This is a genomic window from Paludibacter sp. 221, assembly GCF_010501035.1.
In the GTDB taxonomy this organism is placed as follows: domain Bacteria; phylum Bacteroidota; class Bacteroidia; order Bacteroidales; family Paludibacteraceae; genus QVMH01.
Genome location: NZ_QVMH01000028.1, coordinates 1 through 26,364, shown reverse-complemented (window position 1 = coordinate 26,364; position 26,364 = coordinate 1). Strand labels below are relative to the sequence as shown.

Here is a 26,364-nt window from a genome sequence, read left to right as displayed (position 1 = left end):
TTTTTTAGGAAACAAGTCTAAGTTTAAAACTTGCAGAGGAAAGTCAGTATTTAACTAAGAGAACTTCATTTAAAGGAAAATGAGGAGAGGGAGTCATGTGCTGCGCCAAAACCGAAACCTTCTCTAAGCTATTTGTTGCTTAGAGAAGATGATAATTATAGAGGAAAGATACAAAACCGGGCGAGCTAAAGACCTACATCCCGATCGAACGCAAAATAACGAATATCTGAATCGAAAAGAAGTTCAGGCGCATGATATTGTTGAAGAGTTCGACCGTCAAAAAATAGACTGGACGCTTACCCAGTTTGAAGATACATTTCTACATAAAACCTATCAATCCAATGTAAGTGAGTTCTTCACAAGGCTAGTTTCAGATCTGAAAGCAACCGGTCATGATGGAAATGCAGAATGCTATCAGCGAACTTTAGATATGCTCTGCATATTCGATTCTGAATTTAATAAGCGTATTTTTAGTGAGATTAATCTCAAATACGTGAGGGCTTTCGATGTGTTTTTACAAAAGCCAAGAATCTCTAAATACAAAAAAGGAGGGCGAATAGTACAGCGAGAGGGATGTTGCGGAAATACCCGGAAGTATTATCATAAAGCCTTACGAGCAGCCTACAACAAAGCTATTAGCGAGGGCGATGCAGACGAACGCTTCTATCCTTATGGGAAAGGCAAATTTGAAGTAAACAAACTTACTGAAATTACAGCAAAACGATATCTGTCGGACAACAACCTTGAAGCCGTAAAAGAGACTTCATGTGAAAACATTCGGTTAGAGATAGCCCGTAGACTATTCCTGTTCTCTTATTATTGCCATGGGATAAGCTACATTGATATGGCTTTATTATCCACCAGAAACATCTATGTCATTGACAACGATAAATATCTCGTCTATAAGCGCTACAAATTACGGCATAGTAACTCAACAAAGCCGTTGTATCTGAAAATAACACCGGAACTGGAAGCCCTTATAGATTGGTTCAAACATAATACTCTTTTAACTGCAGACTATCTTACTCCCTCCGTTACGAAAGATTATAGCCATTCAAAACTATATGAGCATATCAAGAACAGGCGAGGACGATACAATGATGCGTTAAAAGAACTGGGTAAAGAATTAGGCATTGAGCTCAACTTGACTACCTATGTTTCCCGGCATTCCGTGGCTATGCGCCTAAGGAATAAAAATGTTGCTACAGATAAAATATCGCAGGTTCTTGGTCATGGGGATGTGAAAACGACTGAAGTGTATTTGGATAGTTTCGGGAATAGAGTGATAGATGAAGTGGTGAGTGTGTTGTAACGGGCAGCGGTTTGGCTCTGGCGGGGGAACACAAATGTTCGCACCCCGCTTTGTGTCAGACCACTTGTTGTGTGTAGTGTTTTTACAATGCGGAGTATTTTGAAAATAATTTATGGAGCTGAGTAGTTACAGTTTATTCCCAAATATATCATTTTTCACGCAAAAAGTGAATATGCCTATTATACAGCATGTTAGATTTTTAACGGTACAAATTATTCGTGCATTTCTGTATCTTTTGCTTGCTCCCTCTTTGACTGATGATTATTTTGCAAAACCAGACTTCTTGGATTATTTCGACAATTGTGCCAGATAATTAAAAGAAGCCTTCCTCTCAACAATATCATGTGGCATTAGAAGATACTTCCATTCTTTACCTCCGTGCTTTAAAGTATAATCCGTAGCATATTGGCAGTACTTTTCGGCAGCTTGTTTTTTCTGTAGAACATCTATTGCATCAATATCTTTACGTGCTTTTGTCTCTATCATGTAAATTACCGATTCTGTTTCAACAATAAAGTCCGGCTCGTATTTCTTTGAGTTATTATCCCAATAAATGCGGAACTGATTGCTTGCCGGACGGAGCCATTTTATAACACACTTATCATTTTCAAGGATAAAAGCCAAATCTTGTTCTGTTTTGCTGTCAAATTTATACTCCAAATGACAAGCCTTTTCGAAGCCACGGAAAACATATTTTGGGACAAGAGAAACAGGTTGGATAATATCTCTATAATCTTTGAATCCGGCATTTATTAAAGCCGTAAAGTTCCAAGGTTCAATCCGAACAAAAGGAAATACTTTTGGGGCTATATAATCAGGAGTATGCAACTCGAAGTGATCTTTCATCTGATTATATATTTTCTCGGCTATTGCAGACTTGAATTGAAAAACCGTTTCTGATAATTTCTTTTCTTCTTTCAATTGAGCTTTAATTTTCTCTACGGCTTGACTGGTTAAGTGGTATAACAAATCAGCATTGTCATCATAATCTATTTCAGGATAATCTATAAGCTGTGTGATTATAAGTTTTATAGGATCTCCATAAGAACCACTTGATCTTGCTCGTAATGTTTCCACTTGCTTATCCATTAATCCTAAACGGATAATTTCTTGCTCAAGCGCTTGAAAATTAAATTCTAAAACATCTAAATCAAAATAATCGAAAGAAACAGTCGTTTCACCTTGTACTAAGTCCATGCGAGGAATTTCTATTATTCGTTCTTTGAGTTCGCCAACCATTGCTTCGTAAACAGCTGCAACTTCATTAAGAATATCTGCCTTGAATAGATTTTGTTGTCCTTTCGACAGATCACTCTCAATTTTACGCATCACTTTGCGTTTAACTTCGGGTTTATTCAAGTCATCTACTTTACGAACTTCGGGAAGCGAATTGAAGTCAGGTAAAGCATTTACAACCGCCTTTTTAGCATCTAAATTATTTTGAGCTTTTTGTCTTTCATTGCTATTAGTGATCTGACTTACTGCTTTTTGCGTTTGCTCTAATTGTTTTTCCACAACCGGAATTGAAGTTACGACCTCTGTTTTCTGATTAATGTCTTCGTCCGGAATCTCAATGAAGCTCATTTTGTTTAGTACTGAATTCGGATTTTGTGCAGCCAAAATAACAGCTTCAAAATTTTCATGAGCTACCACTGTCAGTTTATCCACCTTATCAACTCCGGTTCGTTTTCCTTCGTAAGGAAGACGTAACCCTCGACCAATTGTTTGTTCAACTAACACTGCCGCATTCGCTGCCCGAAGAGGTACAATGGTGTAAAGATTGGTTACATCCCAACCTTCTTTCAGCATATTTACATGAATAACTATTTCAATGTTGTTATCCAGATTCTCTAACGAAAGAAATTGTTTCTCTACATCTTCCTCTCTTTTAGTGGAAGAATCTATTTGCAATACTTTTCCTTTATACTCTCCATCATAAAATTCCTCGGAGTTTATCAGTTCGTAAATTTCTTTGGCGTGGTTTATATCTTTGCAAACGACTAAAATAAAAGGTTTAACTAATTTTACTTGATTATTCAGGGCATAAATTTCCAGTTCATTTTTCGTGTCTTGGTGGATACTTATGGCATCTTCTAACTTAACGATTTCCAATTGACGTTCGCTCATTCCATCTTTTTTGAAATTTTTGCGGGTGGCAATAGCCGGATTTTTCACATATTTTCCATCATTTAAAGCTTGAGCCAAGGAGTATTCATATACCACATTTTTAAACAATCTTCCTTTTTCGTCCAAAGGTGTTGCGGTAAATTCAATCCCTAAAATCGGTTTCAATTCGTTAATGGCATTTTTAGAGGCATCGGCATGATAACGGTGTGCTTCGTCCATCAAAATCACCAAATCGTTCAATCCCGAAAGATATTCCCAATACGATTGACCCAAATATTCAGATAATCGTTTAATCCGCGGAGGAAGGCTCATCCCTCCTTTTTTTGTGGCTTTATTGTCTGAATTGAATTTGGCAATATTGAAGATATTGATTCGGATTTCAGATTCACTAAACAGATTTCCTTGTTGAGCATAATTATCACCTGTAATAATCACAGGGCGATTGTGTACAAACTCCGAAATGCCATTGAAGACATATTTATGATAAGCAGGATTACCAAAATCTTCAATTAGTTTGTCGTAAATTGTTAGATTGGGAGCTAATACAAAGAAGTTTTTGATCCCTCTTTTCAAATATAAATATGTAATGCAAGCACCCATCAAACGCGTTTTGCCAACACCTGTCGCAATAGAAAAAGCAATGGAAGGAAAATCCCGCTCAAAGTTAGTACAAGTTGGATATAATTGTTTTACTTTTTCCAGCTCCTGTATCAAAAATAATTCTGCTTCATCCGCGCCTTCAGGCGTTTTTGACAAACTCAATTCTTCTTCTAAACGAGCCACAATATCCAAAGATTCTTGTAGTGGCTCGCGAAGAGAGAGGCGTTGTTTTATGTTGCTTGCGACTTGATTCATAATAAAATAATTTGTTTATCTTGTATAGTAATTTTATTCGTTCCCTTGATTATTATATTATGACTGTCTAGGAACTTCTTTACTTCTGATATTTTTATAAAGTGACTATGAAAATCCGTTTTATTTCTTCTCGGAAAAGAAGCAATAGCATACACTATTTTGTTTTTAGAAATTATTCCTTTGTCTCTAAATATCGTTACATTTGCAATAAACTTGTCTTTTACGTCTTGGCTGAATCGAGATAGGTTTTTAGGTTTACAATCTTTTATCTCAACAAATAATATCCAATAATTATTTACATATGACGTTGGATAAATAACACATTCACATTGTTTAAGTTCTTTTCCATCAGCATCAATAAAACATTGAGGTTTGAAGATTGATGTCGTTAGATGAATTTTTGTTGGATTTAAAATTTTAAGAGAATCAATATCCACTGGCTTCACACAATGTGCAACAACTGCTCTTTTTGACTTTGTTCTTTCTGTATAATCAACGATATGAATCTCATCACTATAAATTCCTTGATGCTCTATTTTATCTCTAAATATAGTCAAAAGTTCATTCTTCATCCCTGTAGTAATTTAGTATTTGATAATATTCATCCGTTAATTCCGTCATTTTTTTATCAAAATAATTTTCTGAAATAATATTATCTTTATCTTGGATATTACGAATTTTTCCATCTTCAATTTCCCAAATAGAAACTGATTGTGGATTAATCCATGATTTTTCAGAGAGAAATTCATTACCTAAAAATTCATCCTTTTTATCTTCGTTTGTTATTTGACTATTAACCAATCCTCCCATCATGCAGTTGTTCAGCGCATAAAGCACATAAGGACTGTGAGTGGTTATTGTCAATCTATTACCTTCTCTATTCAACCCTTTTTCCAATAAAGAATAAATCAGATTCCGTTGTGTTTCGGGGAATAAATTTTGCTCAGGTTCTTCGATTATATATTGAACATTTTTTGTTGTAAATAGGCTATCCCGCAATCTATTCAACTCTTTTGATAATTTGTGAGCCTTCAGATCATTTTCTTTGAGTTTGTCATTGAATTTATTTAATAATTCGTTTGCCTCTGTTGTGTTTAGTGGTTCTTTTCCAAAATATGGTTTTATAATTTTTTCAATAGTCAACAAATAATCAACTTTGCGTTTTTTCTCTTCTTGCTCAAATGACGTTTTGTCTTCCTTATATATCCAAAAAGTCAGATAGTCAATCATAAGTACTAATGGGGTTATTGATTGTAATCCACTTGAGGCATTAGATAAAAGAATATCATATTCTACATTTTTACTCGTACCTACAATATGGTCCTCGTCATTTCCTTCTGAGTAATAATAATCCACTTCCAAATCTAATATTGACAATTTCTCGTCTTGGGTATATTTTTTTCGGGCATCAAACCAATCAAATAAGAAACTTCTCACATTTGTCTCTTCAAATGTAACTTTCCGTGCCTCCGGTAGAATAACCATATTCCGTTCCGCCGGAATATAGGATATTTTACTTCGCTTATAAGCATATTGGTCTACCCAATTCAGTGAACCTTTTTCATTTTCCCATTTTATTTCAACAATATCACTTTTGTATGAAAAAAAACTATCGGCCCTAAAATAGCCTTTTATTTTATGGAAGACTTCAATATGATCTTTAAGTAAAGTCTCATTGTCTCGATATTTCTTTAAAGATTGGTTAGTTGCCACATCTTTTTCAACCCAAGTACAAAAGCTGATTATCTTCGCGATGGTACTTTTTCCGCTGCTTTGCGGGCCCATAAAAACATTGACTGTATTAAGGTCGAATTTTCCTGTATCCTCTATCGGACCTATATTTCTGATTTCTATTGTTGCCATTGTATTTTGTTTTAAAATAGATCTAGTTGCTGATTATTTTCTTCTTGGGTCTTCATTTCTTGTGATGAAATGTCCGTTCCATCAAAATCATCCCAATCTTCATCGGGCTCTTCTGATGGCAAATTTACAATATTAAGGCTGTAATCGTCTTTACCAAATTCGCAACGTCCAAGAAGCATTTGAGGAATTTTCTTAATCGTAATATTCGGATATTTCTTCTTGCATTCTTTCTGAAATGCTTTGCAACAAATAAGTAAACTTTCGTCCGGCTGCATTTCATCATGTATGTTGTCTAAAACTTCAACTGTGAGAAATTGCGTAGTGGTAAAAATGAAATCCTGTTCGCTGGAACGTCCTTGTTTCCAATAAATGGATTCGTGCGGTTGAAAAACAAAACCCTCTTGCTTTGCCATTGCCGCAGTAAGCATGGCTGGATTATACTGCGGACTTATAATCCAATTGTCGAATTTGTCTTTATTGAGCAAACTCGGAGCAAGCTCGTAAAACTTGAAACCACCGCCACCTTTCCAGTTTACTGCTTTACTGATTCCACCTTGTTCGCCATCCACCACTGCTTTCATACGAGGATAGCAATGCGTAACAGCATGATCACCCAATTCTATCCCAATCCAACGACGGTTCATCTTTTGCGCAACGGCAGTGGTTGTACCAGAGCCTAAAAAGGAATCTAATACCAAATCACCCTCATTAGTTATTAGTGACAAACAACGACGAATTAATTTTTCTGGTTTCTTACCTTTTTTAAAAGTTACATTACCTTCTTTTGCAATCCCTTCCCATGCAATATCTGTCCATATGTCAGTCAAAGGCATAGTCGCTTGCTCTTCATTGTCAATCACAGATATATTTTTAGAGTAAAATGAAATTTGTTGACCATTCATGACATAAACATCATCTAATCCACTTCTTTCAAGTTTAAATATTTGCTCTCGATTTTCTAAGGACTTATTTTTTAGTTCTATAATTTTTTGACCTGCGCCTGAATCACTAATTGCTGTATATCTACAAATTCTATATGAATTGTCAATTATAAATTTATTATATTGCTTTATTATATTTTCAGGATTGTTAGAACGCAATGAAATCATCTCTGCAAATGCATTTGAAACACTAATAAATTTCCATTTGTTGTAATTTTCATTATAGTTTAAAATAAACTTATTATAGGCATAATCTGGCGCACGAGCAATCCTAATAGGATTCTCAACTAATTTACTTCTGTTTTTTGCATAATACAAAATATACTCAGAAGCAACAAACATACCTGGATTTACAGTGCTAAAAGCAGAAGGAGAACGAGCATCGATAGTGATTTTATTCATAAAATTATTACGTCCAAAAATTTGGTCTAGAATTACTTTACAATAATCCGCCTCGTTGTCATCTAAATGAATGAAAATTGCACCAGTCGGCTCTAATAGCCTATGTAAAATAGTGATACGTTGAAACATCATACTCAACCAAGTTGAATGCTCTATGCCATCATCATAACCCACCTCATTTCCATCTGCATCAATCCTTGAGCCTGTATTAAATGGTGGGTCAATATAAATGCACTTTACTTTTCCTGCAAAATCTTGTTCAAGTGCTTTTAATGCTAAGAGGTTATCGCCATGAATGAGTATATTTTCGCTTTCGGGGTCGCCATAGCTGTATTCGGGATTTTCTATCAGAATACGCGGTTCCAGCTTCGGTTCTTCGCCTTTGCCAATCCAAGTGAGTTCGAGTTTTTGAAGATTATTTTTTGTCATTATGTTATTCTGTTTTCTATATCATTTAAAATTACATACTCCAACTCCAAATCTTTATTGCTTTTCGGGCTAAATCTTTACTCCGTTTTTCAATCGCAACAATATTCCAAGGTTCTTGTCTTGCTTTCACATCTCTTGCCAGAGCACTGGAATCAGTATATTCCTTTTGCTTCTGAGCAAAAGGCTTTTGCCCGAAAGAGCTATTTGCAGGTGGACTATTTAAGCTTAAATTGCCAAGTGTGTTTATTATTACAGGTAAGTTAATATTGAGCGCATCTTCTCCTAGATAAACAGTCCAATGATCATTGAGCGTTTGCGGTAAAATATGTTCAATTGTGTTTATTGTACTATAGTCAGGCAGTTCACCAAATTGCTGCATACTTCGGTCTATTTCTTGGAGAATTAAGCGGGAAAAATTTAACTCCCTGGAGTTATATATTTCTTTTGTTTGGAAGGCTAATTCAAATTCTTGATCCGACACCCAAAGTTGTTCTGTTTGTACTTGAGTATGAAATGCTTTCTTTTTATCTGGCTCGTTAATAATCTTATCTAATAAAGAAGGGAAAAATGTATCATACTTAGTTACAGGAAGTTTTGTTACTTTTCTACGTACAAGCAATACAAATGTTTCATGAAGCACATTGATCGTTTCCGCTTCTGTTAGTGCTCCATTGTGAAATGCCTTTAAGAGAGACATTAGAAATGGGTTGATAGAAGACATGTTTGTGTCAAAAATCTTAATTAGCAGGCGTTTTATTTTTTCATTTCCATGCGGACACATAATAGGTTTTGAAATATTATTATATACCGTTGTGTAACTTAAAATTTTGTCCAATGTTGCTTTTGCCGTATCAGCATTGATTCGTAGGTTCTTAATTTTAAAATGGACATACATTCTACGCTCTTTACCTATTCTTTTTTTCTCCCCAATAGAAAAAAGATTTCTTAGATATTCTTCAAAATTATTTTCGCCAACTTCTCGTCTTGCTTTTAGCCATTTTTCATTATGTAGTCGTTCGTGTTCGTTTGTCGCATCATTAGTTAAAGGTTTAAATATGTAATTACATAACAACTCCGAGGCTGATAGAGGCATTCCGGCATCGTTCAAGCTTTCAAATATAGCTTGGGCATCATCTTTTTTTTCATCAAGTGGAATCCAAACTATTTTCAAAGATTTTATGATCGCTTGAGTCAATTGCCATAATTGAGGCACATCATAAGTTTTGATCTTCTTATTTGCAAATTTTATGAATTCATCAACTTTGTTGGTGTTTTGATCATATAATAGTTGATCTTCGGACAAATGAATTGAGTTTGGATTTCTGTCGAACAATGCTTTGAATGTGGGAAGACGATCTCCTTTTGTGCTAAACACTTTCAATTTTAGATATTCGTCTTCATCATTCAAATTGTTAATCAACCATGAATCTAATTTTTCTATATATGCTTGAGCACTAGTTGATAAATGAGTCTTAGCAAGTAAGAGTTTTCTAATTATTGACAACAATAAATATATAGTTGTTATACGTTGTTGTCCGTCAATTATAAGAAATCGCTTTAATGACGGGTGTTGACTAATTTTTTCTAAAACGACGATTGGGCCAAAGAAATGCTCTGCATTTTCGAAGTTGTTATCTTCTACCGATTCAAAAATCTCATTGTCAATATCATCAAACAGTTTTTTCCATTGCCGTTGCTCCCATGCATATCCACGCTGAAAGAATGGTATTTCATATCTTACAATAGCGGAAAATAACTCTTCAAAGTTTCTATTTAGTACGTTATTCGTTGGCATATCTTACTTGCTTAAACAATTGTCCATCTAATCGTAAATAATTCTTTACTTTCTATACTTTGCTTCAAACGTTTTTCTATGTCGCTCAATAGATTTTCTTTTTTTTCATCGATATCATCTTGAGCAGCAAAAAGCGTTTGGCGTTTCTGAGCACGTTTTTTTTCCAGTTCTTTAATTACTCGTTGCGCTTTTACTTTTTCTTCCAAATCGGTCATTTTCTTGGCTTCTGATTTTTTCAGTTTTATTTCCGCATCCAAGTCCCTAATCTCTTTTTCCAAACCGATTTTCATATCATCCGCCCATTGATCAAGTTTATCCATTTCAGTATCGAAAAACGTTTGATTTCGTTTGATATTTTCGCCTATAATCTTTTGTTGTTGGATCGCCAATTGTTTGGATAATCGTTCATTCCATTCCATAGGGATATAGCAACTATTTCCCGTTGTTGCATGTAAAGAAAATATACGCTTGGCGAGTTCTGCATCAATAACCTGGTTATCATCCGAAACGCAAGCTATAGGAAGATAATCTTCTGTTTCAAAAGATTGAATGGATAATCGGTCTATTTTCATCCAACCCGACTTTCCGATAAAAGACTCCAACAAAGTTATTTTTGTCGGGGTATTATTATAATCAAATGTAACTTCAACAACGGGCGTTTCAAGTTCTTTGCATTCATTAAGAATGCGTTGAGCCAATTTATGACCAGAGCGATAAATATTTGTGTCGTCAGGAACAAATACTTCTGATTTTCGTTTCCCTTCATCTGGCTTTAGAATCATATAGGGTCCCGAATGGATGTTTTCGCTCGGGAAAGGGTTTTTATTCAACGTGAAAGAATAGTCCGTATCAGAAAAATTCGCATAATCATTTAAATAAAAGCGGGTTGTATTCCAGAGCTTTTCTTCATAAGCCGATAAATACTCTTTTGACTTATTATAATCGATTCTCAGTTTTTCTCGAACTTCTTCATCAAAATTCTCTAACAATGTGGAACGGGCTTGCATCATGCTATCTGTTATTTCCGATTGTAACTCATCTTGCAACTTATCAAAAGCATTTTGTATATCCTCAGGTGTTCTACAACTATCATATATTTGAGCTATCCGTTTTTCAAAATCAACTCCAGTTCCAATAGCACCCAACACTTCATCGCTAGCGCCAAAAACGCCATCAAACAGCTGAAACTTTTGAGATAGGAGCTGATAAACACGGATATCAGCAGCATTAGCTTTGTTTAAGAAGTTTACAACAACTACATCATGCTTCTGTCCGTAACGGTGGCAGCGACCAATACGCTGCTCGATACGTTGTGGATTCCAAGGTAAATCGTAATTAACAACCAATGAACAAAATTGAAGATTTACACCTTCTGCAGCTGCTTCTGTAGCAATCATAATCGTGGCCTCTTTCTTGAAATAATCAACTAAAGCTGCTCGTTTATCAGCAGTTGGAGAACCTGTTATTTTATCAGTGTTTTTATACTCCTCAAGCCAGTTTTTATAAATTATTTTAGATTTATCGTCATTGTTTACTCCGTTGAAAAGCACAATTTTTTCTTCATAGCCATGCTGTTCCAATAATTTTAGTAAAAAATCTTGCGTTCGCCTCGATTCTGTGAAAATTAGCGCTTTTTGGTTAGCTCCTAATTCATTCAATTTACCAAAAGCTTGTTCAAGAGCTGTAAGCAACTGTTCTGCTTTTGAGTTTTTTTGAATATCTTTAGCTAAATTTCTAAACTGCTTAAGTTCTTCGATTTCTCTTCTTATCGCAGCTATGTCTTCATCTGACAAACCGCTATCATTTAAAACATCGCTTTCATCGTCATCATTCCATTCCTCTTCAATTTCTTCGAATGTTTCAAAATCGATTTCGATTTCACTCAGATTTTTCTCTGCATTTGTGCCTACAAGAGCTTCCAAACGAGCAATCATAGTATCAAACGTTCCAAATATAGCAAAAGTAGAAGAAGCTAATAATTTGCGCAGAATCAATGTCATCAACTGCCTTTGGCTATTAGGCAAAGCATATAACTTCGGACGTCGAAGATACTCAGAAACCAAATCATATAGTTTTTGTTCTGGTTGAGAAGGATAAAATTCTTGGCAAATTGCTTTCCGTTCAGTATAATTGATATATTCTAAAACTTGTCTACGTAATGTTCGTTTACAAACGGGTTTCAATCTGTTTCTCAACTCTCTAAAATCATCACCATTTAATTGGTGATTAAATCGACTTTTAAAACTTTTCAAATCTCCAAACACATAATTGTCAATGATACTGACTAATCCAAATAATTCTAAAATAGTATTTTGTAACGGAGTTGCTGTCAATAAAACCTTTTTCCTATTCCATAAAATATTTTTTAGCGTGTTAGCTGTCCTATTCGCTGGTTTATAAACATTTCTCAACCTGTGTGCTTCATCTATGACTACTAAATCCCAAGCTGTGGTTTCAACATAAAACTCTTTAGCTTTTGCGAATTGGAAAGAACAAATAACTATAGCTTCATCCACATTAAACGGATTTATACTGCCATTTTTAATACTTTGATTAAAAGATTTGGATTCCAATATAACAGACGGTAAGAAAAATTTATCCAGCAACTCTTGATTCCATTGTTTACGCAAGTTGGCAGGACAAATAATCAGTAACTTCCTTTTACGTTCAGCCCATTGCTGAGATAAAATTATTCCTGCCTCAATGGTTTTACCCAAACCAACTTCGTCTGCAAGAATTGCTCCGTTAGACAAAGGAGATTGAAATGCAAATAAAGCAGCTTCCACTTGGTGTGGGTTCAAATCAACTTGAGCATCCTGTAAAGACGCAGTAAATTTGCCTATGTCATTTGCTGGTAATTGCCGAGTTAGCTCATAAGCAAAATATTTTGCATGATATGGAGTAATATTCATATGATTATTTCCCTTTATTATCTATCAGATCCTTTACGTCTACTTGAAGGATTTTTGCTATCTCGAACAATACTTCCAAGCTAGGCTGTTTCCTATTGCCAGCATAAGCATTTATCGTATTAAAGCTTTTGCCGAGCTTTTCGGCAAGCCACGTCTGTTTGATACCTCTTTCATCAAGGACTTCTTTGATCCGATTAAGTTCCATTTCCTTCATTTTGGATGAAAACATACAAGATTTTTGATTGCAAATATAGTAATTAAAACGTTATATATTTCCATCTTTCTATAACTACTCTATTCATTTTGAGAATATTTCATTTAGTTTTATCCTTCTCTTGAACAAAATCTCTATCTTTGTTCCCAGAAAACAAGCGGATTCGTTCCGCAAAGACATATTAACATAGCGTTCGCAATACCTCGAAACGGAAAACTGGTAACTTTCAATGACAATCGGGGAAACTGTGCAATGCTCATGCCGTATAGGCGTGGGCTTGCCTTGTTTCGATTGTCAGGTATACCAGTACCTCCGTTTCGGACTTGGTGAGTACCACGTCTTCTTTTTGTGGTTTTGTGAATGTGCAAAACTGACAAAAAATGAAATTTGAAAATCCTGTCTATCAAGAAACTTACGCTTTCGTAAGGCAAAATCCCGATGCAATATTAGATTCTATCCCCAATCACTTTCTGGATCTTTGGCTAGTCAAAACTGATGAACAAATAGATATACCCTATCATCACTTTATCAGCATATACTACGCATATAAAGCTGATAAAGAAGAAACTGTAGATACATCTTCTTTAGGAATAGTGAAAATGGATGAGTTGTGGAGCTTATTCCACGATTTTCAAGTCTTCCTCCAAATGGAGGATTCGCTCAGGGCAATACCTCTTCCGGGTATCGAAAAGGAAGAAATCAGAATCTTTCATTTTGACAACTACAGCAAAGAGCAAATATCCTTTGCAGAGGATATTATACAGCTATCAAATCAGCTACAAACAACATAAAACAAAAATCACATGAGAAAGATCTTGCTATTTGTCATTTCCATTTTAGTGCTAAATGGATGTCATTCACAAAACTCGGTTTTAGAAAAAAACATTATTGATTATTTGGAAACGGATTCAAAATCTGGAATTCGCACTGACTTGAAAATTAAGTTTATCGAATCTGAGGTTTTCGAAATTTTCGTTTCTGACAGTATTGCCATTCTTGAAAAACAGTATCAGGAAGAATATGAGAAAAAACTAAGATTCGCTCAAAAGAGTGTTGACCATTGGCAACAATCTGTTGACAAACACGAAAAGAAGAAAAGTGATATTGTTCATAAAATGCTTCTGGCTGAATCTACAGAAAAGTTAGATAACGCCAAATCAACTTTGGAGAAAATCAAATCATGGCGACCGGACTATCTAGATCGTTACGCAGGAAGAGATAAAAATGAACTAATTGCCAAAAGCGTAAAATGCAAATTGTCCTTCCAGAACTCGAAACTCTCCTCCCGGCAAGAACTGGATGCTACTTTTATCTTTTCACCGGATGGACAAAAAATCCATGAATTCATAAGAGGAAAATAAGACAAATACTCATCGCTCGGGGATCGCCAAACGGCAAGGGGCGGGAGCACCCGTCCCGACGAGTGATCCTATTTGATCTTTTTCTCTCTTTCTTCAATACTGTTTTTTAGTTTTTTGAGCAAATCAGTATTTTTACTATCATTGAAAAGATCTTCAAGTTCAAGAAGTTCTTTTTCTGAAATACCGTTTTGAAGTTTAATATACCTGTACTTCAAATCGCTATCTTGCAAAAGATATTTTTCCTTGTATTGAGATATGTTCGTATGAATGGAACATAATAATAGTACAATTGTCGAAAGCAGAATTGTCAGAGTTTTGATTGATTTGAAACTAATTGCAAATGTATCCTTTACCAAAGAGAGTTTTCGAAGAGCTTCCTCTGTTTCCTTTAGAGAGCCGACAAGTTTTGTCGTTTGCTCCTTAATTCGTTTTTCCACTTCTCCTTGGCATTCCTTTACCTCATGTCTAATAAAATGGAACAGATCATCAACTTTATTACCGGTCTCTTTGCTCCTTTCGATAAGACACATATATTCCGGATCCGGCTGATTCGCTTCATCCTCATTATGCATTGCATCCACTTTAGAAGAGATCTCATTTAATGTTTGTTTGAATTCCTCAAACATTTCACTAATAACTGCAATATCATTTTTTGCCATACTGTTATGATTTTTAATAACTACGATTTCTTTTTCGTTTCCGATCTTCATTGTCAGAGCTTCCGGCAGAAGCTCCCATTGCTCCCAGAATACCCAAAGGAGCTTCTATAATAGTTTGCAGAGGAGAGGTCTTGCCTGTTGATCGCTCCATGAAGTTGGAGTCTCTTTCTGCTGAATATGAGATTTTTTCTTCTCCTGTAAAAACTTGATTGATTTTTGAGTAACTAAAACTCCGATCAACCTTAGATCCGCTAAAAGAAAAACCGTTCTTACTAAAAACAACTCCCTGTATCTCATTCGTTTTCCCTTTGTACTTAAAGGAAAGTTCAATATCTTTTCGGGTGAGTTCCGATTGGAGATCGGACCAGTTACTCGATTTTGGCATGGCTTGTTTAAGCGCATCATATATTTGATATTTCGTCCTATCAGGCTCTTTTAGCCGATGCGTTTTAACTCGTTCCTTTCCTTTGGCATAATAGAGGTCATTCTTTAGAGTAAGCTCCTTGCAGGTCTTCTCACTTCTGTATCGGTCATTCTTGTCAGAGATCAGTTTGCCCTCATTATTGATCCGGTTTATACATAAATGGATATGAGGGTGTTCTTTGTCATAATGCCGTATAATAACATATTGAGTATTTGTTATATTCATCTTCTTCATGTACTCTCTGGCAATCTCAGCCATTCGTTCATTGGATAACTTGTCTTTATCCTGCGATGAAAAATCAAGTGAGATATGATAAACCGGACATTTTATTTTAGGGTTCATTTCTTGTTGAGTCAGGAAGCTATCAATAATACTATCTTTATCTCTTGTCCGAACACCATTGCTATCTACAATCTCAGCACTCTTTTCTTTGTCTAGCATATAATCGACAACACGGCTAAAGCTGCTCCCTAATACTATTTTTGCTATCATCCTCTCATTGTCTTAATAATGCTATCTATACTTTCTGCCAGATAGAGGTATTCTTGTCGGATCTCATTATACCCGGCTTGATTAGCTTTCTTAGCAACTTGATTTAGATTGTTTGCCATTCCACAAAGCTTTCGGATCAACTCGTTAGCTTCCGGCGTCATGCGTTGAATGACATTGCTATCCAGAATACAGGCACGTACATAATCAGTTTGGGAAAGAGCAGCTTCTTTTGCTTTTCCTTTTAGCGTGTAGTATTCCGTTGTCATAAACTTTATATTAACTTGGTATTTCCTTTTCTCGTGAGCCTTTTTTGTAGGCCGTCCGATATTTTTTTCTTTCATTTTTACTGTAATTATTTGTGAGACCATCGGGATTGTAGAGTTTCGGGTACCCGAAACATAAACTTGCTTATTGAAAGAATTAGATTAAACATCAATCAAACTGCCTTTAGTTCAAAAGTCTCAATAAGCAAGTTGAGCATTGGATTTTTCTCTACCATTTGTTGAAGAACACTTTTTCGAGGACAACTTTTTATCAGGAAATCTGCTATGTCATAGCCTTCTTCGATTTGTTCTTTAGAAGCATTTTTCTCCAAATAATCGGAAACGATTACTTCAATACCAAGATCCGACATTTGTTCACTTTTGATATTCCAATAATCCTTTGCGCCCAAATCCGGGAATAAAACAACTTTGCGGTTTTTCAGAATAAGCATATTATCTTGGTTCAGACAACCGTTTTTCCCTCCGGTAGCAATCCATACATACTGTGGGATGTAAATTGAAGCGATCATTGCTGTTTTCTCACTTTCAACTATGGCTATGGGAGAGGTCTTGTTCTCTTTCAATAAATGTTCCCCGAAAAAACATTGTTTCAATTGATAATTCTCCTGCTTTAGCAACGAATGTACCCAAGTGATATGACTGTGAGGTTTCTTAACTCTTTTTCCAGTCTGTGGATCATATAGCATGATTTTCCCTGTACGAATCCTATCTTGTTGATCGATTTGCCAGAATACGGTTGATCCATTCCAATGATTGGCTGTCCCAACTTGATACTTCTTGAATAGTAGTTCTGATACACCACAACCGAACTTAGATTGAAAGAATAGAAATAGATTATTTGTATCATAATGCTTTAAGCTTTTGTTTAGCAAAGCCTGATCTAAATAATCCGGCTCTACGGTCTCTCTAACTTGTTTTTGAAGAATAGGGAAAGCATCCCACTCTTCTTTTTCTGTCGGGTTATCGATGAAGTATTGTTTGGGTGTATAATGATAACCGCATTTCTGCTCCCTATTACATCTGCCAACATATTTAGGGAACTTAATAGACTCTTCCGAATCAACATAGCGGACGAAAATTCGCTTCTGTCCACATGCCGGACAAGTATGTCTTGAACTCGGAGTTTTGTATTTTTCTAAGTGAAATCGATAATTCATTTTTCCCTCCTTTGGCACACTGTCAACTTTGTACACACTGGCAAAATCACCGTTGATTATCAGTTAGTTATCCCCTGAAAAGTGTGCCTAAAAACTCGATTTTTGGATGCACACTTCAACGAAAAAAGCCGAAAGTGTGTACTCGGAATTTCAAAATTTAGCACAGTTTATTCATTGATTATCAATGTGATAGCTGTTAGAATTGACAGAGTTGACAGTGTGCCACTAGTACAGTTTTCGATAGTATCCGTATTTAAAATTCTCTAGTAGATTGCCATTCCATTTTCCCACTATTTTCTTGAATGTATTTTCAGGAATAGAAAGGCTGGCAGCAACTCTTATACCGTCTTTGGTAGCGAATTCATACGGTAAGGCATCATAGAGTTTTTGTTTCTCCATGTCCATTTTCTCCAGAAGATCGGAGGAGCTGATAATATACTGGACTTTTCTTGCAGTTCTCTTGAAGTATTCGATCATCTCAATAGCTCCTTCTACGCTTTTCAAGTCAATATAATCTTTGTCAGCTTCTCCACACAGCCAACGTGCCATTTGTAATATCAGACAGAAACGGATAGCATATATTTCCATTTTGGAGTATATACCCATCATAATCTCGTCTTTTTCTTGGTTGCACTGGTCGGTGTTTGTTCGTTGCCACTCGTAGATCTTCTTCTTTGCATCCGGCTTGAAACTTAGTTCTCGTGGGACTGGATCGCCCGTTTCGTCCGTTACAAAATCGATATCAATTAGTTTCTGAACAAGACTGTTCCAGTATGGGATTACATGAGTTGACAACTCATCTTCGCTCCAATAGCGTTTTTCAAGGTTGCTTGGTATGACAAAAAGGATTCTATCTAAAAAACCGTTTTGACTACGCTCTCCTTTTGCCAGTTCCTTTAATACTCCATGTTGAATGGTGCCAATTACATTGATGAAGGAATGTTTTACTGAAACTGAGTTTTTCGCTCCACGTCTATCTAATATGATCGGTTTACAGGAAAATACGGAGAGCCAAAACTGTTCTTCTGAACCTTTGGAGTAACGATTGAAATTCTTAAACCACGAAGCTAATTCATCAGAATATAAACATATACCTCGTTTATTGTTTTCGTGTAGGAAAGCTAACGATTCCGGGGTAATGTCAGATACAACAAACTTATTTAACGTGGGCTCTTCTGGCAAATCAAGTCCTCTTTCTTCACGTTCTTTCCGGGAATAAGAAAGGATTTCTTCATATTCCTTGTATTCTTTCTTGAATTTTAGCGCATTATTGGCATCAGAATCTAGCAATGGTCGCAACGCAAAATATAAAGGGTGTGATTTATTCGTTCCCGGACGACCGAGAAAAGCCAGATAGAGGATACATCGCTCACTCCATCCTTCTTTCAACTTGGCAACATGGGTATTTCCTGTCAAAGTTGAAATGACATAACAGAGAGCCATCGCAATATAATCTGGTGGATAATTAAGTCGTTCGCTTGTGGTATGAATAATCTCTCGTAGCTGTTTGGGTAATGCATGGATTGGAAACTCCGATCCGTATAGTTTCTCTCTGCATTGAAGTGCATCATCAATAATGCCTTCTGCTGTGATTTTATTTGATTCCATATCAAGAAATTTTCCTTCTTCCTTTATTCTTTAATTCGGCTTCTAACCTCTCGATATGTTCCTTAACGGTCTCCTGCTTATTGGATAGTAACCATTCTTCAAGTTCCGATTTCCTGAACAAAACTCGACCACCTCGAGCTCCTTGCCGGAAAAATGGTATTGTATGATCGCTTGTTTTACGGTAGAGTGTACTTTTCTTATAGCCTGTAAATTGTGCTGCCATGTCGATTGACATGATTTCGGGGAATTGGATTGTGCTACTCAGACTCTCGTTCCTTATTGTTTCTTGTAGAGAAATAAATTCATCTACACTCAAAGTAAATAAGGGTTTTCCTTTGAGTTCTTCGATTGTTCTTTGTTTCATATTGCATTTATTAGGAATAATTCGATGCAAATATCTGGCAAAGAAATTAAAGTTCTATTATGTATTGAGGGAATTAAAATACCCCCTATTTTTCTTTTTCATATTTATCTCTTTTATCGCATCTTCGCTTTGGTACACAATATAGCTGCATATATGCTTTTGATGGCAGATTCATAACAAAATCCTTCGCTTGATACGTGTTTCTTTGAATTAAATAACGCTTTTATCAGATCTGATTTTGTGGTTGTATTGTTTTCATCTACATTAGTATCATAGACATGAAAGTATTTAAGAAAGTCATAAATGAATGCAAAAATAACATCATCGACAATGATGGAACTTTTCTTTAGTAGATCTTTGAAACCATTAATTTCAGCAATTCGAGCATCTATTGTTAAAAGTAAATATAAACGTTCAATACATTCACGTTCTAAAGTCGCCGAAGGGCGTCCTCTTTCCGCTTTAATGAGCTTATATTCCTCATCTAATTCCTCCATCCTTTTCATAAGAAAACTAATATAATCAGGAGTAAAATCAAAGGCATGGGTATATTCTACAATATGGTCATACACCAATTTTTCGGCTATTTTTTCTTTTGGATAGTCCCAGTATTTTCCTTCTATTACTAACAATTTCTGTCTTAACCATTCTACTGTTTCTTTCTCATTAAAATCACAACTAATTTCTTCTACAGATTTGGCTATACGATTTAGATTATATCGCTTCATTTCTTCTTCCAGACCATACATCAATATCTTTTTATAATTTTCATGAGTAATATGATCTTTCTTTTCTTTTCGCTTCTGACTATTGTCAGATCCGGGGATTGATATTTTAGGAACAATATCATCATCCAACAGCAGCTTATATTCTTTTACTAAATTATAGCAATAAATAAAATCCTTATGACCTATGGGTATTTGTCGTTTTTCACAGTACGAATGTTTCCCATAGTCAAATAAGTGTTCGGCATATTCGTTCAAGAGAGGTAGTTTTTTCAAGTGAGGATCTATGATCCTTACTTTATACTCTTCATAGTCGAACAACTCTGGAAAGTCATCCAAATAATACTTCACTCCACACAATTCCAGTTTTTGCTTTGTTGTAAACATCTTAATTTAGTTAATCTTTGTTATATTTTCATTGCAAAGATAGGTCAAAATACAAGCAAAATCAAACCCAAAATCCGTCACGAATCCGTCACGCAGGCATAAAAAAAGACTTACAATCTCTTGTAAGTCTCTGATAATTAGCCGTCGGGATGACAGGATTTGAACCTGCGACCACACGCCCCCCAGAGATATTCTTAGCCTTTTATCTATTAATATTGTCTTTTATCTATTGACTAAATACGTTAATAATCAAAAAGTTAGTTTTATTAAGTTTTATCTATTTTGATTAGGTGTGTTCCATTTGTGTTCCAGTAATAACTCAATATAAAATCTCTTGTTTAGTTCCAGTTCGTCTTCTTCACCACTTATTTTAGTTTCTTCATTGAATTACTTTCAAGTAAGGATTTCATTTGAGTAATAGCAACTTTATTCAGTTCAATGAGTCTTTCATTTTGTGGTAATCCTTGACGAATAAGTAATGCGTTTATACTTTCCATATTACTCAAAACAACTAATTGCTCTAACGTTGCATAATCTCTGAGATTTCCATTCTTGTCGGGATTTGTTTCTCTCCATTCTTTTGCTGTAGTACCGAAAAGAGCAACATTCAACAAATCAGCTTCGTTTGCATAAACAAAACTTGCCTGTTTCGAAGTGATTTTCTGGGGTATCAAATTTTCCTTAATGGCATCGGTATGTATGTGGTAATTTACTTTAGCTAATGTACGTTGTAAATTCCATTCTAATTTCAGACGATTGTTTTCATCGTCTTTTAACCGTTGAAATTCTCGTATAAGAAAATACTTGAATTCGGCAGACAACCAAGTGCCGAACTCAAAAGCAATATCTTTATGAGCAAAAATACCACCACCATAACGCCCCGATTTTGAAAATATTCCTATTGCATTTGTCATTTCTACCCAACGTTTTGGGGTTAAAAATAATCGCCCCTCTCCATTTCTAACCGTATGGAATCCCATACGGTTAAAATTCGGGTTGTTAACTTGTTCCCAAACAGCCAGAAAATCGACTGTGTAATGGGTGCTCATCCAATTAGAAACAACGATTCGAGCTTCTAAATTATCTTTATAGCCAGCCATATCAGTCAAAGAGATATAATCTTCATTGTCTAACTGAGTAACTGTGATTTCTGTATTTGAGACAATTATTTTAGACGTTGATTTAGCCATATTTTATTGATTTCTCTGAATTGCAAATATAAGGAAATTTACGAATTTATGAGAATGACCGCCAACCTAATTAGCGAACTTTCAAACATAGTACAAACAAGTAGCAGAATTAGAATAGTAAACCCTGTGTTCGTAATAGTTCTATAAAAACATTACCAATGCAAACAACTTTATCCACCTACAACCGAGTAACGGAAATAACAGTCCAATACAAAAACCCGCTCAAACCATCGGAAATGCCACAAATAAAATCTTCTACCCAGTTAGAAGAAACATTTCGCCCATTCTTTTCTGACTGTATGGAACATCACGAAGAATTTTATATCATGCTGTTAAATCGTGCAAATCGTTGTTTAGGAGTTTCTAAAATAAGTCAAGGTGGACACTTTGAAACTGTTGTAGATAACAAGATTATCTTTCAAATAGCATTAAAAGGGAATGCGTCTGTCATAGCTTTATGCCACAACCACCCGTCTGGCAATCTAAACACAAGTGGTTCGGATGATATGATAACACGAAGAATTAAAGAAGGATGTTCTATGTTAGGATTACAACTTTTAGACCATATTGTTTTATCCTCTGAATCTTATTATAGCTATGCAGATGAAGGCAAATTGTAAATCTCCACTCCCATAAAGCCAAGAAGAATTATTTTTCCCTTATTCGTATTATGAATAAATATTTATTATATTTGCCTGAAATACAGATTGTTATCTTTGATTAAGTTTGATTTATTTTGATTTCATGTATTTCAGCATTCGATTTCGTGTATTTCTACAATCAAATTGAATTTAAAGGTGATAAATTTTATAAAAAGAAATGATACTGCTAATGCGCAAGGTTTATTTGCTATTCGTTTACGAATATGCAAAGAGAGGCAGCGTAGGTATTTTTCTTTAAAAATATTCGCCAATGATGAATATTGGGATGCCGATAATGAATGTTTTGTCATTCTCAAAAATGTAAGGGATAAAAAGCAAAAAGAAGAAAACGAGCAACGCAAACAATACAATTATCTGCTTAGTTCTTACAGAGTACAAGCACAGGAAATAATAGATAATTTCAAGCGAGAACGGATAGATTGGACACTAAATCAATTTGCTGATGCTTTTCTTAACAAAGAAAAACAAGGGAAGATAAAAGCCTATATGGAAAATCATATTAATATTTTGCGAGAAACAGGTCATATAGGTAATGCAAATTGCTATGCCTCAACATTAAAGATGCTTGAACATTATGATAACAAGCTTGACAAAAGAGTATTTTCAGAAATTGATATAAAGTTTGTCAAAGGATTTGATGTTTTTCTGCAAAAGAGAAACTGCAAAGGAAATACACGAAAATATTACTTCAAGGCGTTAAGGAGCATTTTAAACAAAGCCATTCAAGACAAAGAGGCGACGGACAAAACGTATCCTTTCGGGAAAGGTGGTTTTCAAATAGCAAAATTGGAAGAAGAAACTGAAAAACGCTATCTCCCCGTTGAGTACTTGGAGAAAATTAGAAATACTCCATCAAAAAATCCGCAGCGAGAATATGCACGTAATCTATTTATATTGTCATATTATTGTTATGGAATATCATTTATCGACATGGCATATTTGACAAAAAGCAATATTGTAAAACTTAACAGCGGAGAGTATATTGTTTATAAAAGGCATAAAATTCAACATCAAAAAAGTATAAAGCCTATCAAAATTAAAATAACAAAAGAAATACAATCGTTATTAAACACCCTCAAAGAAAATAGTCCAACCGTAGATGATTTTATTGTGCCGATAGTTTCTATTGGTGGCTATACAGGGGAAAAGCTATATAATCACATTCGATTTAGGTATAAAAAATACAATAACTATTTGTCTGACTTAGCCAAAGAATTGGAAATAACAGATATTAAGTTAACAACCTATGTAAGCCGTCATACAATGGCAATGATGTTACAGCGTAACGATGTAGCACGAGAACAAATTTCTCAAATGTTAGGACATTCCGATATGAAAACAACTAATACTTATTTGGATAGCTTTGACACGACTGTTATAGATGAAGCTGCAAAGGTTTTGTATTAAGATTCGATGTGAATTTATTTATTCAATTAATTTTGCCAATGTCGGTGTTAATTCTTACCTTTGTCTCGGGTTTTGGCTCAGGTTAACAAGTGGTTATTCATTACTCAATAATCCAGCTTAACCTCCCACAAAGAGACAGACATTAAAATTATGTTGTGTCCTCTCCCCCAACTTTCACAAATCAAAGTAGCACGAGCGGTTATGTTTGCCGTGTACTAATCTCCTTTTAGATTAATATCGTTTTGAGATTAATCGCTTTTTCAGTAATTATATTTTATTGATTGCAGAGATGGGATTTGCTATGTCAAATTCTGTTGATGCTTAAAACAAGTTGTCATGAATAAAAAAATTCATGATGATATGTTGTTAGTACATCTGACGATAAGCCAAATGAAAGAGGTTATCGAAGGTGTGTTTCAGCAATCATCATCACAAGGAAGTAATAATCAGTCTGAAATTATTGATATTGAAGAAGTATCAAAACTAACTGGTTACAAAAAGGCAACGATTTACAAGTTAATCCATGAGAGGAAAATACCTTTTCATAAACCAGCACATGGAGGACGAAAAGTATTCTTCAAGTCGGATGAAATCGACAAATGGTTGCAATCCAATCGTATTGAAACTAATGAGGAGTTTTCCCTGAATCACAGGGGGAATAAAGAAGGTCGACATCACAATAAGAGTCCTTCTCAACAAAAACTACAATCGTACAAATCACTACGGAATTTGTTCGGAGCATTTTGTGGTATAATTTATGACTATAAGTCTCAAATACAGGAATTAGAAAGTAAACTTGCAAAGTATGAGACAGACGGTCAAACAACAACAGAAAATTTATTTACAAACAATTAAACAACAAAAAGATGAATACAAATAAAAAAAACATAACAGAGAACATAGAACAGGAAGCGGATATTCTCAATATAGAACGTGATAGCTTTGTATTTTATCGTTCTTATTATGAGGCGATAAAAACATTAAAAGGAAAGAAAAAACTCATTGCCTATGAAGCTATTGCTCAATATGCACTTTGTCGAAAATCCCCAGAAGACCTACCTCCGGCCGTATTGTCTATCTTAAGAATGGCAATTCCAAATATTGACGCGAATCATAAAAAGTATTTCTATAGACAAAGGGTGAAAAACAACCAAAACAAAAAAGACTCTTCTGAGCTCTTTGAGGGTGAAGGAATGGAACAAATTAAATTACCTAAGAAAGAAAATAAGGTTAATTTTCAAAACTCCATCTCAGACAATGAATTAGAGAAAAACATCGACTCTTTAATTGATAATATTGATAGTGATGTATTGCAAGATTAATCAGTTATGGTCTGATATTGAATTAGAAATTAATATTAATCAATTAATTATAAATGATTTAAAAAAGACAAAGTGCGTCTTAAATGATAAAGAATATGAAAAAAGAAAATGCAAATGACAATCTAAATGAAGAAGAAGGTAGCGGAATCTTTAATAATTTTGAAGAGCCAATAGTTTCGTTATTTGAAAATTGTTTTTCGACAATACCCCAAAAATGTGGTCCGTTACGAAAGTTTTTATTAACAAAAAAATTTAAGGATGAAGTTGAAGCTTATAGAAAAAGTAATGACGAAAAGGAGCAGAAAAGAATTAAGCAAAATCTTGTCTGCGTCACTCCGAGTGGCACATTTTCTGAAAGAAAAGAATCGTTACTAATCTCTCATTCACAGCTAATTTGTATTGATATTGATTCTAAAGATAATCGAGATATTGATTTAGAAAAGTCTAAGCATATAATAGGACAACATTGTCCAAGTTTATACTATGCCGGTCTATCTCTTGGAGGCGAAGGAATATTTCTTATTTTAAGAATATCAAATCCAGAATATCACAAGCAACACTTTGATGCTATTGCATACTATCTAAGAAGAAAATTTGGGTTGAATGTTGATACTCTTGTTAAGAGTCCTGCTAGTTTACGGGTAGTAAGTTATGATGAGAATCCTTATTATAATCCAAATCCTATTCCATTTCAATATCAAATGGAAACAAAAGACAAATCTGCTCATATTATAAGAACAGTTGCCGAAAAAGCACAGATATACCAAAAGGTTAAAAGGGCAGTTGATATTATTTGTGAACATAAAATTGACATCACAGAGAAATATGAGCATTGGTTCAAAATAGGTTGCGCTTTAGCTCATGAATTTGGAGAGTATGGAAGACATTGGTTTCATATGATAAGCAGAATGTATGAAGGCTTTGGAGAACCTGAGTGTGATACTCAGTATAATAAATGTTTAAAATATAAAAGCAAATCAGGAGTAACGATTGCAACATTCTTTTATATCTGCAAAAAACATGGTATAAAATGGTAAAAAGGTAACTGTCACACAGATTTTATTAAGTAGGGGGTATTTCTAACAATAGAAATATCTCCTTTCTTTTTGACTTATTCGCATGAGATAAAGTAGGAATAATTGAAAATCTCCATAAACAGTCCCTAAATACTGCAAAATCAAGCCTCAGTGAGAAAATTACAATCTACTGTAATTCAGTAAATTATGTTTATGTCAAAACAGATTTAATTATTTTTAACTTTTACATATTTTAACATAAATAACCCTTTTTCGCTGTATTCCAGTATGTTATCTCATTTTTGGACAGCGTTAACGAAAAGTCATTTAATTTCTCAAACGTATTGTATAGTTCTTAACGAATAAAAATAGGATTCGGAGAAGGAAAATTTTGATAACACAAAACTAAAATTTAATATATAAAAATGGAAGCAAATGACACATACTGAAAAATGG

23 protein-coding genes are annotated in these 26,364 nt (G+C 34.7%); 8 read left to right on the top strand and 15 right to left on the bottom strand.

All coding sequences use genetic code 11. The features are described from left to right. The first annotated feature begins 148 nt into the window (after nucleotides 1-148). On the top strand, nucleotides 149-1,312 hold the full coding sequence (locus D0T49_RS07335) for a phage integrase SAM-like domain-containing protein (protein WP_163629950.1): 1,164 nt from the start codon (nucleotides 149-151) through the stop codon (nucleotides 1,310-1,312). A gap of 288 nt (nucleotides 1,313-1,600) precedes the next feature. Here D0T49_RS07335 and D0T49_RS07330 read toward each other — a convergent pair whose 3' ends face one another. Genes D0T49_RS07330 through D0T49_RS07300 form a run of 7 tightly spaced genes read right to left on the bottom strand, consistent with a single transcriptional unit; the run spans nucleotide 1,601 to nucleotide 12,850 of the window. Continuing rightward, entirely contained in the window at nucleotides 1,601-4,294 is a 2,694-nt protein-coding gene (locus tag D0T49_RS07330; RefSeq protein WP_163629949.1) for a DEAD/DEAH box helicase, read from the bottom strand. Continuing rightward, a complete protein-coding gene (locus tag D0T49_RS07325; RefSeq protein WP_163629948.1) occupies nucleotides 4,291-4,866 on the bottom strand; it encodes a hypothetical protein in 576 nt (191 codons plus the stop codon). The genes D0T49_RS07330 and D0T49_RS07325 overlap by 4 nt, the downstream gene beginning before the upstream one ends. Continuing rightward, on the bottom strand, nucleotides 4,856-6,157 hold the full coding sequence (locus tag D0T49_RS07320; protein ID WP_163629947.1) for an AAA family ATPase: 1,302 nt from the start codon (nucleotides 6,155-6,157) through the stop codon (nucleotides 4,856-4,858). Before D0T49_RS07320 ends, D0T49_RS07325 begins: the two co-directional genes overlap by 11 nt. Before the next feature lie 11 nt (nucleotides 6,158-6,168). Beyond that, nucleotides 6,169-7,929: a site-specific DNA-methyltransferase gene (locus tag D0T49_RS07315; protein ID WP_163629946.1), complete on the bottom strand. Its 1,761-nt coding sequence runs from the start codon at nucleotides 7,927-7,929 to the stop codon at nucleotides 6,169-6,171. A 31-nt stretch (nucleotides 7,930-7,960) separates the two neighbouring features. Further along, complete coding sequence (locus tag D0T49_RS07310; RefSeq protein WP_163629945.1) at nucleotides 7,961-9,724, bottom strand: DUF262 domain-containing protein; 1,764 nt, start codon at nucleotides 9,722-9,724, stop codon at nucleotides 7,961-7,963. Nucleotides 9,725-9,735: 11 nt separating this feature from the next. Next, nucleotides 9,736-12,636 (bottom strand): SNF2-related protein, encoded by a 2,901-nt coding sequence (locus D0T49_RS07305; protein ID WP_163629944.1) that lies wholly within the window; start codon nucleotides 12,634-12,636, stop codon nucleotides 9,736-9,738. 4 nt (nucleotides 12,637-12,640) lie between these two features. Beyond that, a complete protein-coding gene (locus D0T49_RS07300; protein ID WP_163629953.1) occupies nucleotides 12,641-12,850 on the bottom strand; it encodes a helix-turn-helix transcriptional regulator in 210 nt (69 codons plus the stop codon). 380 nt (nucleotides 12,851-13,230) lie between these two features. Between D0T49_RS07300 and D0T49_RS07295 the strand changes: the two genes are divergently transcribed. Together D0T49_RS07295 and D0T49_RS07290 are read left to right on the top strand one after the other, a co-directional pair. Next, the gene (locus tag D0T49_RS07295) at nucleotides 13,231-13,641 is read left to right on the top strand and encodes a hypothetical protein (protein ID WP_163629943.1); all 411 of its coding nucleotides are present in this window, start codon (nucleotides 13,231-13,233) and stop codon (nucleotides 13,639-13,641) included. Between the two features lie 12 nt (nucleotides 13,642-13,653). After that, complete coding sequence (locus D0T49_RS07290) at nucleotides 13,654-14,211, top strand: hypothetical protein (protein WP_163629942.1); 558 nt, start codon at nucleotides 13,654-13,656, stop codon at nucleotides 14,209-14,211. 68 nt (nucleotides 14,212-14,279) lie between these two features. Here the strand turns inward: D0T49_RS07290 and D0T49_RS07285 are convergent, their stop codons facing one another. The 8 genes from D0T49_RS07285 to D0T49_RS07250 form a co-directional block, all read right to left on the bottom strand. Further along, on the bottom strand, nucleotides 14,280-14,870 hold the full coding sequence (locus D0T49_RS07285) for a hypothetical protein (protein WP_163629941.1): 591 nt from the start codon (nucleotides 14,868-14,870) through the stop codon (nucleotides 14,280-14,282). A 13-nt stretch (nucleotides 14,871-14,883) separates the two neighbouring features. Further along, the gene (locus tag D0T49_RS07280) at nucleotides 14,884-15,786 is read right to left on the bottom strand and encodes a relaxase/mobilization nuclease domain-containing protein (RefSeq protein WP_163629940.1); all 903 of its coding nucleotides are present in this window, start codon (nucleotides 15,784-15,786) and stop codon (nucleotides 14,884-14,886) included. Then, entirely contained in the window at nucleotides 15,783-16,127 is a 345-nt protein-coding gene (gene mobC, locus D0T49_RS07275) for a plasmid mobilization relaxosome protein MobC (protein ID WP_239057028.1), read from the bottom strand. The genes D0T49_RS07280 and mobC overlap by 4 nt, the downstream gene beginning before the upstream one ends. Nucleotides 16,128-16,222: 95 nt before the next feature. Further along, entirely contained in the window at nucleotides 16,223-17,227 is a 1,005-nt protein-coding gene (locus D0T49_RS07270) for a DUF6371 domain-containing protein (RefSeq protein ID WP_163629939.1), read from the bottom strand. 225 nt (nucleotides 17,228-17,452) lie between these two features. Next, nucleotides 17,453-18,835, bottom strand: coding sequence for a DUF3987 domain-containing protein (locus tag D0T49_RS07265; RefSeq protein WP_163629938.1), 1,383 nt, complete (start codon nucleotides 18,833-18,835; stop codon nucleotides 17,453-17,455). A 1-nt stretch (nucleotide 18,836) separates the two neighbouring features. Further along, nucleotides 18,837-19,199, bottom strand: coding sequence for an AlpA family transcriptional regulator (locus D0T49_RS07260; protein ID WP_163629937.1), 363 nt, complete (start codon nucleotides 19,197-19,199; stop codon nucleotides 18,837-18,839). A 113-nt stretch (nucleotides 19,200-19,312) separates the two neighbouring features. Continuing rightward, nucleotides 19,313-20,311, bottom strand: coding sequence for a hypothetical protein (locus D0T49_RS07255; protein ID WP_163629936.1), 999 nt, complete (start codon nucleotides 20,309-20,311; stop codon nucleotides 19,313-19,315). Nucleotides 20,312-20,676: 365 nt separating this feature from the next. Beyond that, entirely contained in the window at nucleotides 20,677-21,501 is an 825-nt protein-coding gene (locus D0T49_RS07250) for a KilA-N domain-containing protein (protein WP_163629935.1), read from the bottom strand. 158 nt (nucleotides 21,502-21,659) lie between these two features. Between D0T49_RS07250 and D0T49_RS07245 the strand changes: the two genes are divergently transcribed. The 5 genes from D0T49_RS07245 to D0T49_RS07225 all read left to right on the top strand — a co-directional run bounded on the left by D0T49_RS07245 (nucleotide 21,660) and on the right by D0T49_RS07225 (nucleotide 25,929). Next, a complete protein-coding gene (locus D0T49_RS07245; protein WP_163629934.1) occupies nucleotides 21,660-22,121 on the top strand; it encodes a JAB domain-containing protein in 462 nt (153 codons plus the stop codon). A 165-nt stretch (nucleotides 22,122-22,286) separates the two neighbouring features. Continuing rightward, nucleotides 22,287-23,570 carry a site-specific integrase gene (locus tag D0T49_RS07240; protein ID WP_203583443.1) on the top strand — a complete coding sequence of 428 codons (1,284 nt, stop codon included), beginning with the start codon at nucleotides 22,287-22,289 and terminating at the stop codon, nucleotides 23,568-23,570. 336 nt (nucleotides 23,571-23,906) lie between these two features. Continuing rightward, a complete protein-coding gene (locus D0T49_RS07235; protein WP_203583442.1) occupies nucleotides 23,907-24,425 on the top strand; it encodes an AlpA family transcriptional regulator in 519 nt (172 codons plus the stop codon). 11 nt (nucleotides 24,426-24,436) lie between these two features. Next, on the top strand, nucleotides 24,437-24,892 hold the full coding sequence (locus D0T49_RS07230) for a DUF6291 domain-containing protein (protein ID WP_163629933.1): 456 nt from the start codon (nucleotides 24,437-24,439) through the stop codon (nucleotides 24,890-24,892). Nucleotides 24,893-24,987: 95 nt separating this feature from the next. Further along, nucleotides 24,988-25,929, top strand: a complete 942-nt coding sequence (locus D0T49_RS07225) for a PriCT-2 domain-containing protein (protein WP_163629932.1) — start codon at nucleotides 24,988-24,990, stop codon at nucleotides 25,927-25,929. The last annotated feature ends 435 nt before the right edge of the window (nucleotides 25,930-26,364 follow it).

Coding starts and splice junctions, on each gene's coding strand:
- D0T49_RS07245 (WP_163629934.1), top strand. CDS start 21,660: ATGCAAACAACTTTATCCACCTACAACCGAGTAACGGAAATAACAGTC.
- D0T49_RS07305 (WP_163629944.1), bottom strand. CDS start 12,636: ATGAATATTACTCCATATCATGCAAAATATTTTGCTTATGAGCTAACT.
- D0T49_RS07330 (WP_163629949.1), bottom strand. CDS start 4,294: ATGAATCAAGTCGCAAGCAACATAAAACAACGCCTCTCTCTTCGCGAG.
- D0T49_RS07235 (WP_203583442.1), top strand. CDS start 23,907: ATGAATAAAAAAATTCATGATGATATGTTGTTAGTACATCTGACGATA.
- D0T49_RS07255 (WP_163629936.1), bottom strand. CDS start 20,311: ATGTTTACAACAAAGCAAAAACTGGAATTGTGTGGAGTGAAGTATTAT.
- D0T49_RS07320 (WP_163629947.1), bottom strand. CDS start 6,157: ATGGCAACAATAGAAATCAGAAATATAGGTCCGATAGAGGATACAGGA.
- D0T49_RS07310 (WP_163629945.1), bottom strand. CDS start 9,724: ATGCCAACGAATAACGTACTAAATAGAAACTTTGAAGAGTTATTTTCC.
- D0T49_RS07280 (WP_163629940.1), bottom strand. CDS start 15,786: ATGATAGCAAAAATAGTATTAGGGAGCAGCTTTAGCCGTGTTGTCGAT.
- D0T49_RS07285 (WP_163629941.1), bottom strand. CDS start 14,870: ATGGCAAAAAATGATATTGCAGTTATTAGTGAAATGTTTGAGGAATTC.
- D0T49_RS07265 (WP_163629938.1), bottom strand. CDS start 18,835: ATGGAATCAAATAAAATCACAGCAGAAGGCATTATTGATGATGCACTT.
- D0T49_RS07315 (WP_163629946.1), bottom strand. CDS start 7,929: ATGACAAAAAATAATCTTCAAAAACTCGAACTCACTTGGATTGGCAAA.
- D0T49_RS07270 (WP_163629939.1), bottom strand. CDS start 17,227: ATGAATTATCGATTTCACTTAGAAAAATACAAAACTCCGAGTTCAAGA.
- D0T49_RS07290 (WP_163629942.1), top strand. CDS start 13,654: ATGAGAAAGATCTTGCTATTTGTCATTTCCATTTTAGTGCTAAATGGA.
- D0T49_RS07295 (WP_163629943.1), top strand. CDS start 13,231: ATGAAATTTGAAAATCCTGTCTATCAAGAAACTTACGCTTTCGTAAGG.
- D0T49_RS07230 (WP_163629933.1), top strand. CDS start 24,437: ATGAATACAAATAAAAAAAACATAACAGAGAACATAGAACAGGAAGCG.
- D0T49_RS07335 (WP_163629950.1), top strand. CDS start 149: ATGATAATTATAGAGGAAAGATACAAAACCGGGCGAGCTAAAGACCTA.
- D0T49_RS07225 (WP_163629932.1), top strand. CDS start 24,988: ATGAAAAAAGAAAATGCAAATGACAATCTAAATGAAGAAGAAGGTAGC.
- D0T49_RS07250 (WP_163629935.1), bottom strand. CDS start 21,501: ATGGCTAAATCAACGTCTAAAATAATTGTCTCAAATACAGAAATCACA.
- D0T49_RS07300 (WP_163629953.1), bottom strand. CDS start 12,850: ATGAAGGAAATGGAACTTAATCGGATCAAAGAAGTCCTTGATGAAAGA.
- D0T49_RS07325 (WP_163629948.1), bottom strand. CDS start 4,866: ATGAAGAATGAACTTTTGACTATATTTAGAGATAAAATAGAGCATCAA.
- mobC (WP_239057028.1), bottom strand. CDS start 16,127: ATGAAAGAAAAAAATATCGGACGGCCTACAAAAAAGGCTCACGAGAAA.
- D0T49_RS07260 (WP_163629937.1), bottom strand. CDS start 19,199: ATGAAACAAAGAACAATCGAAGAACTCAAAGGAAAACCCTTATTTACT.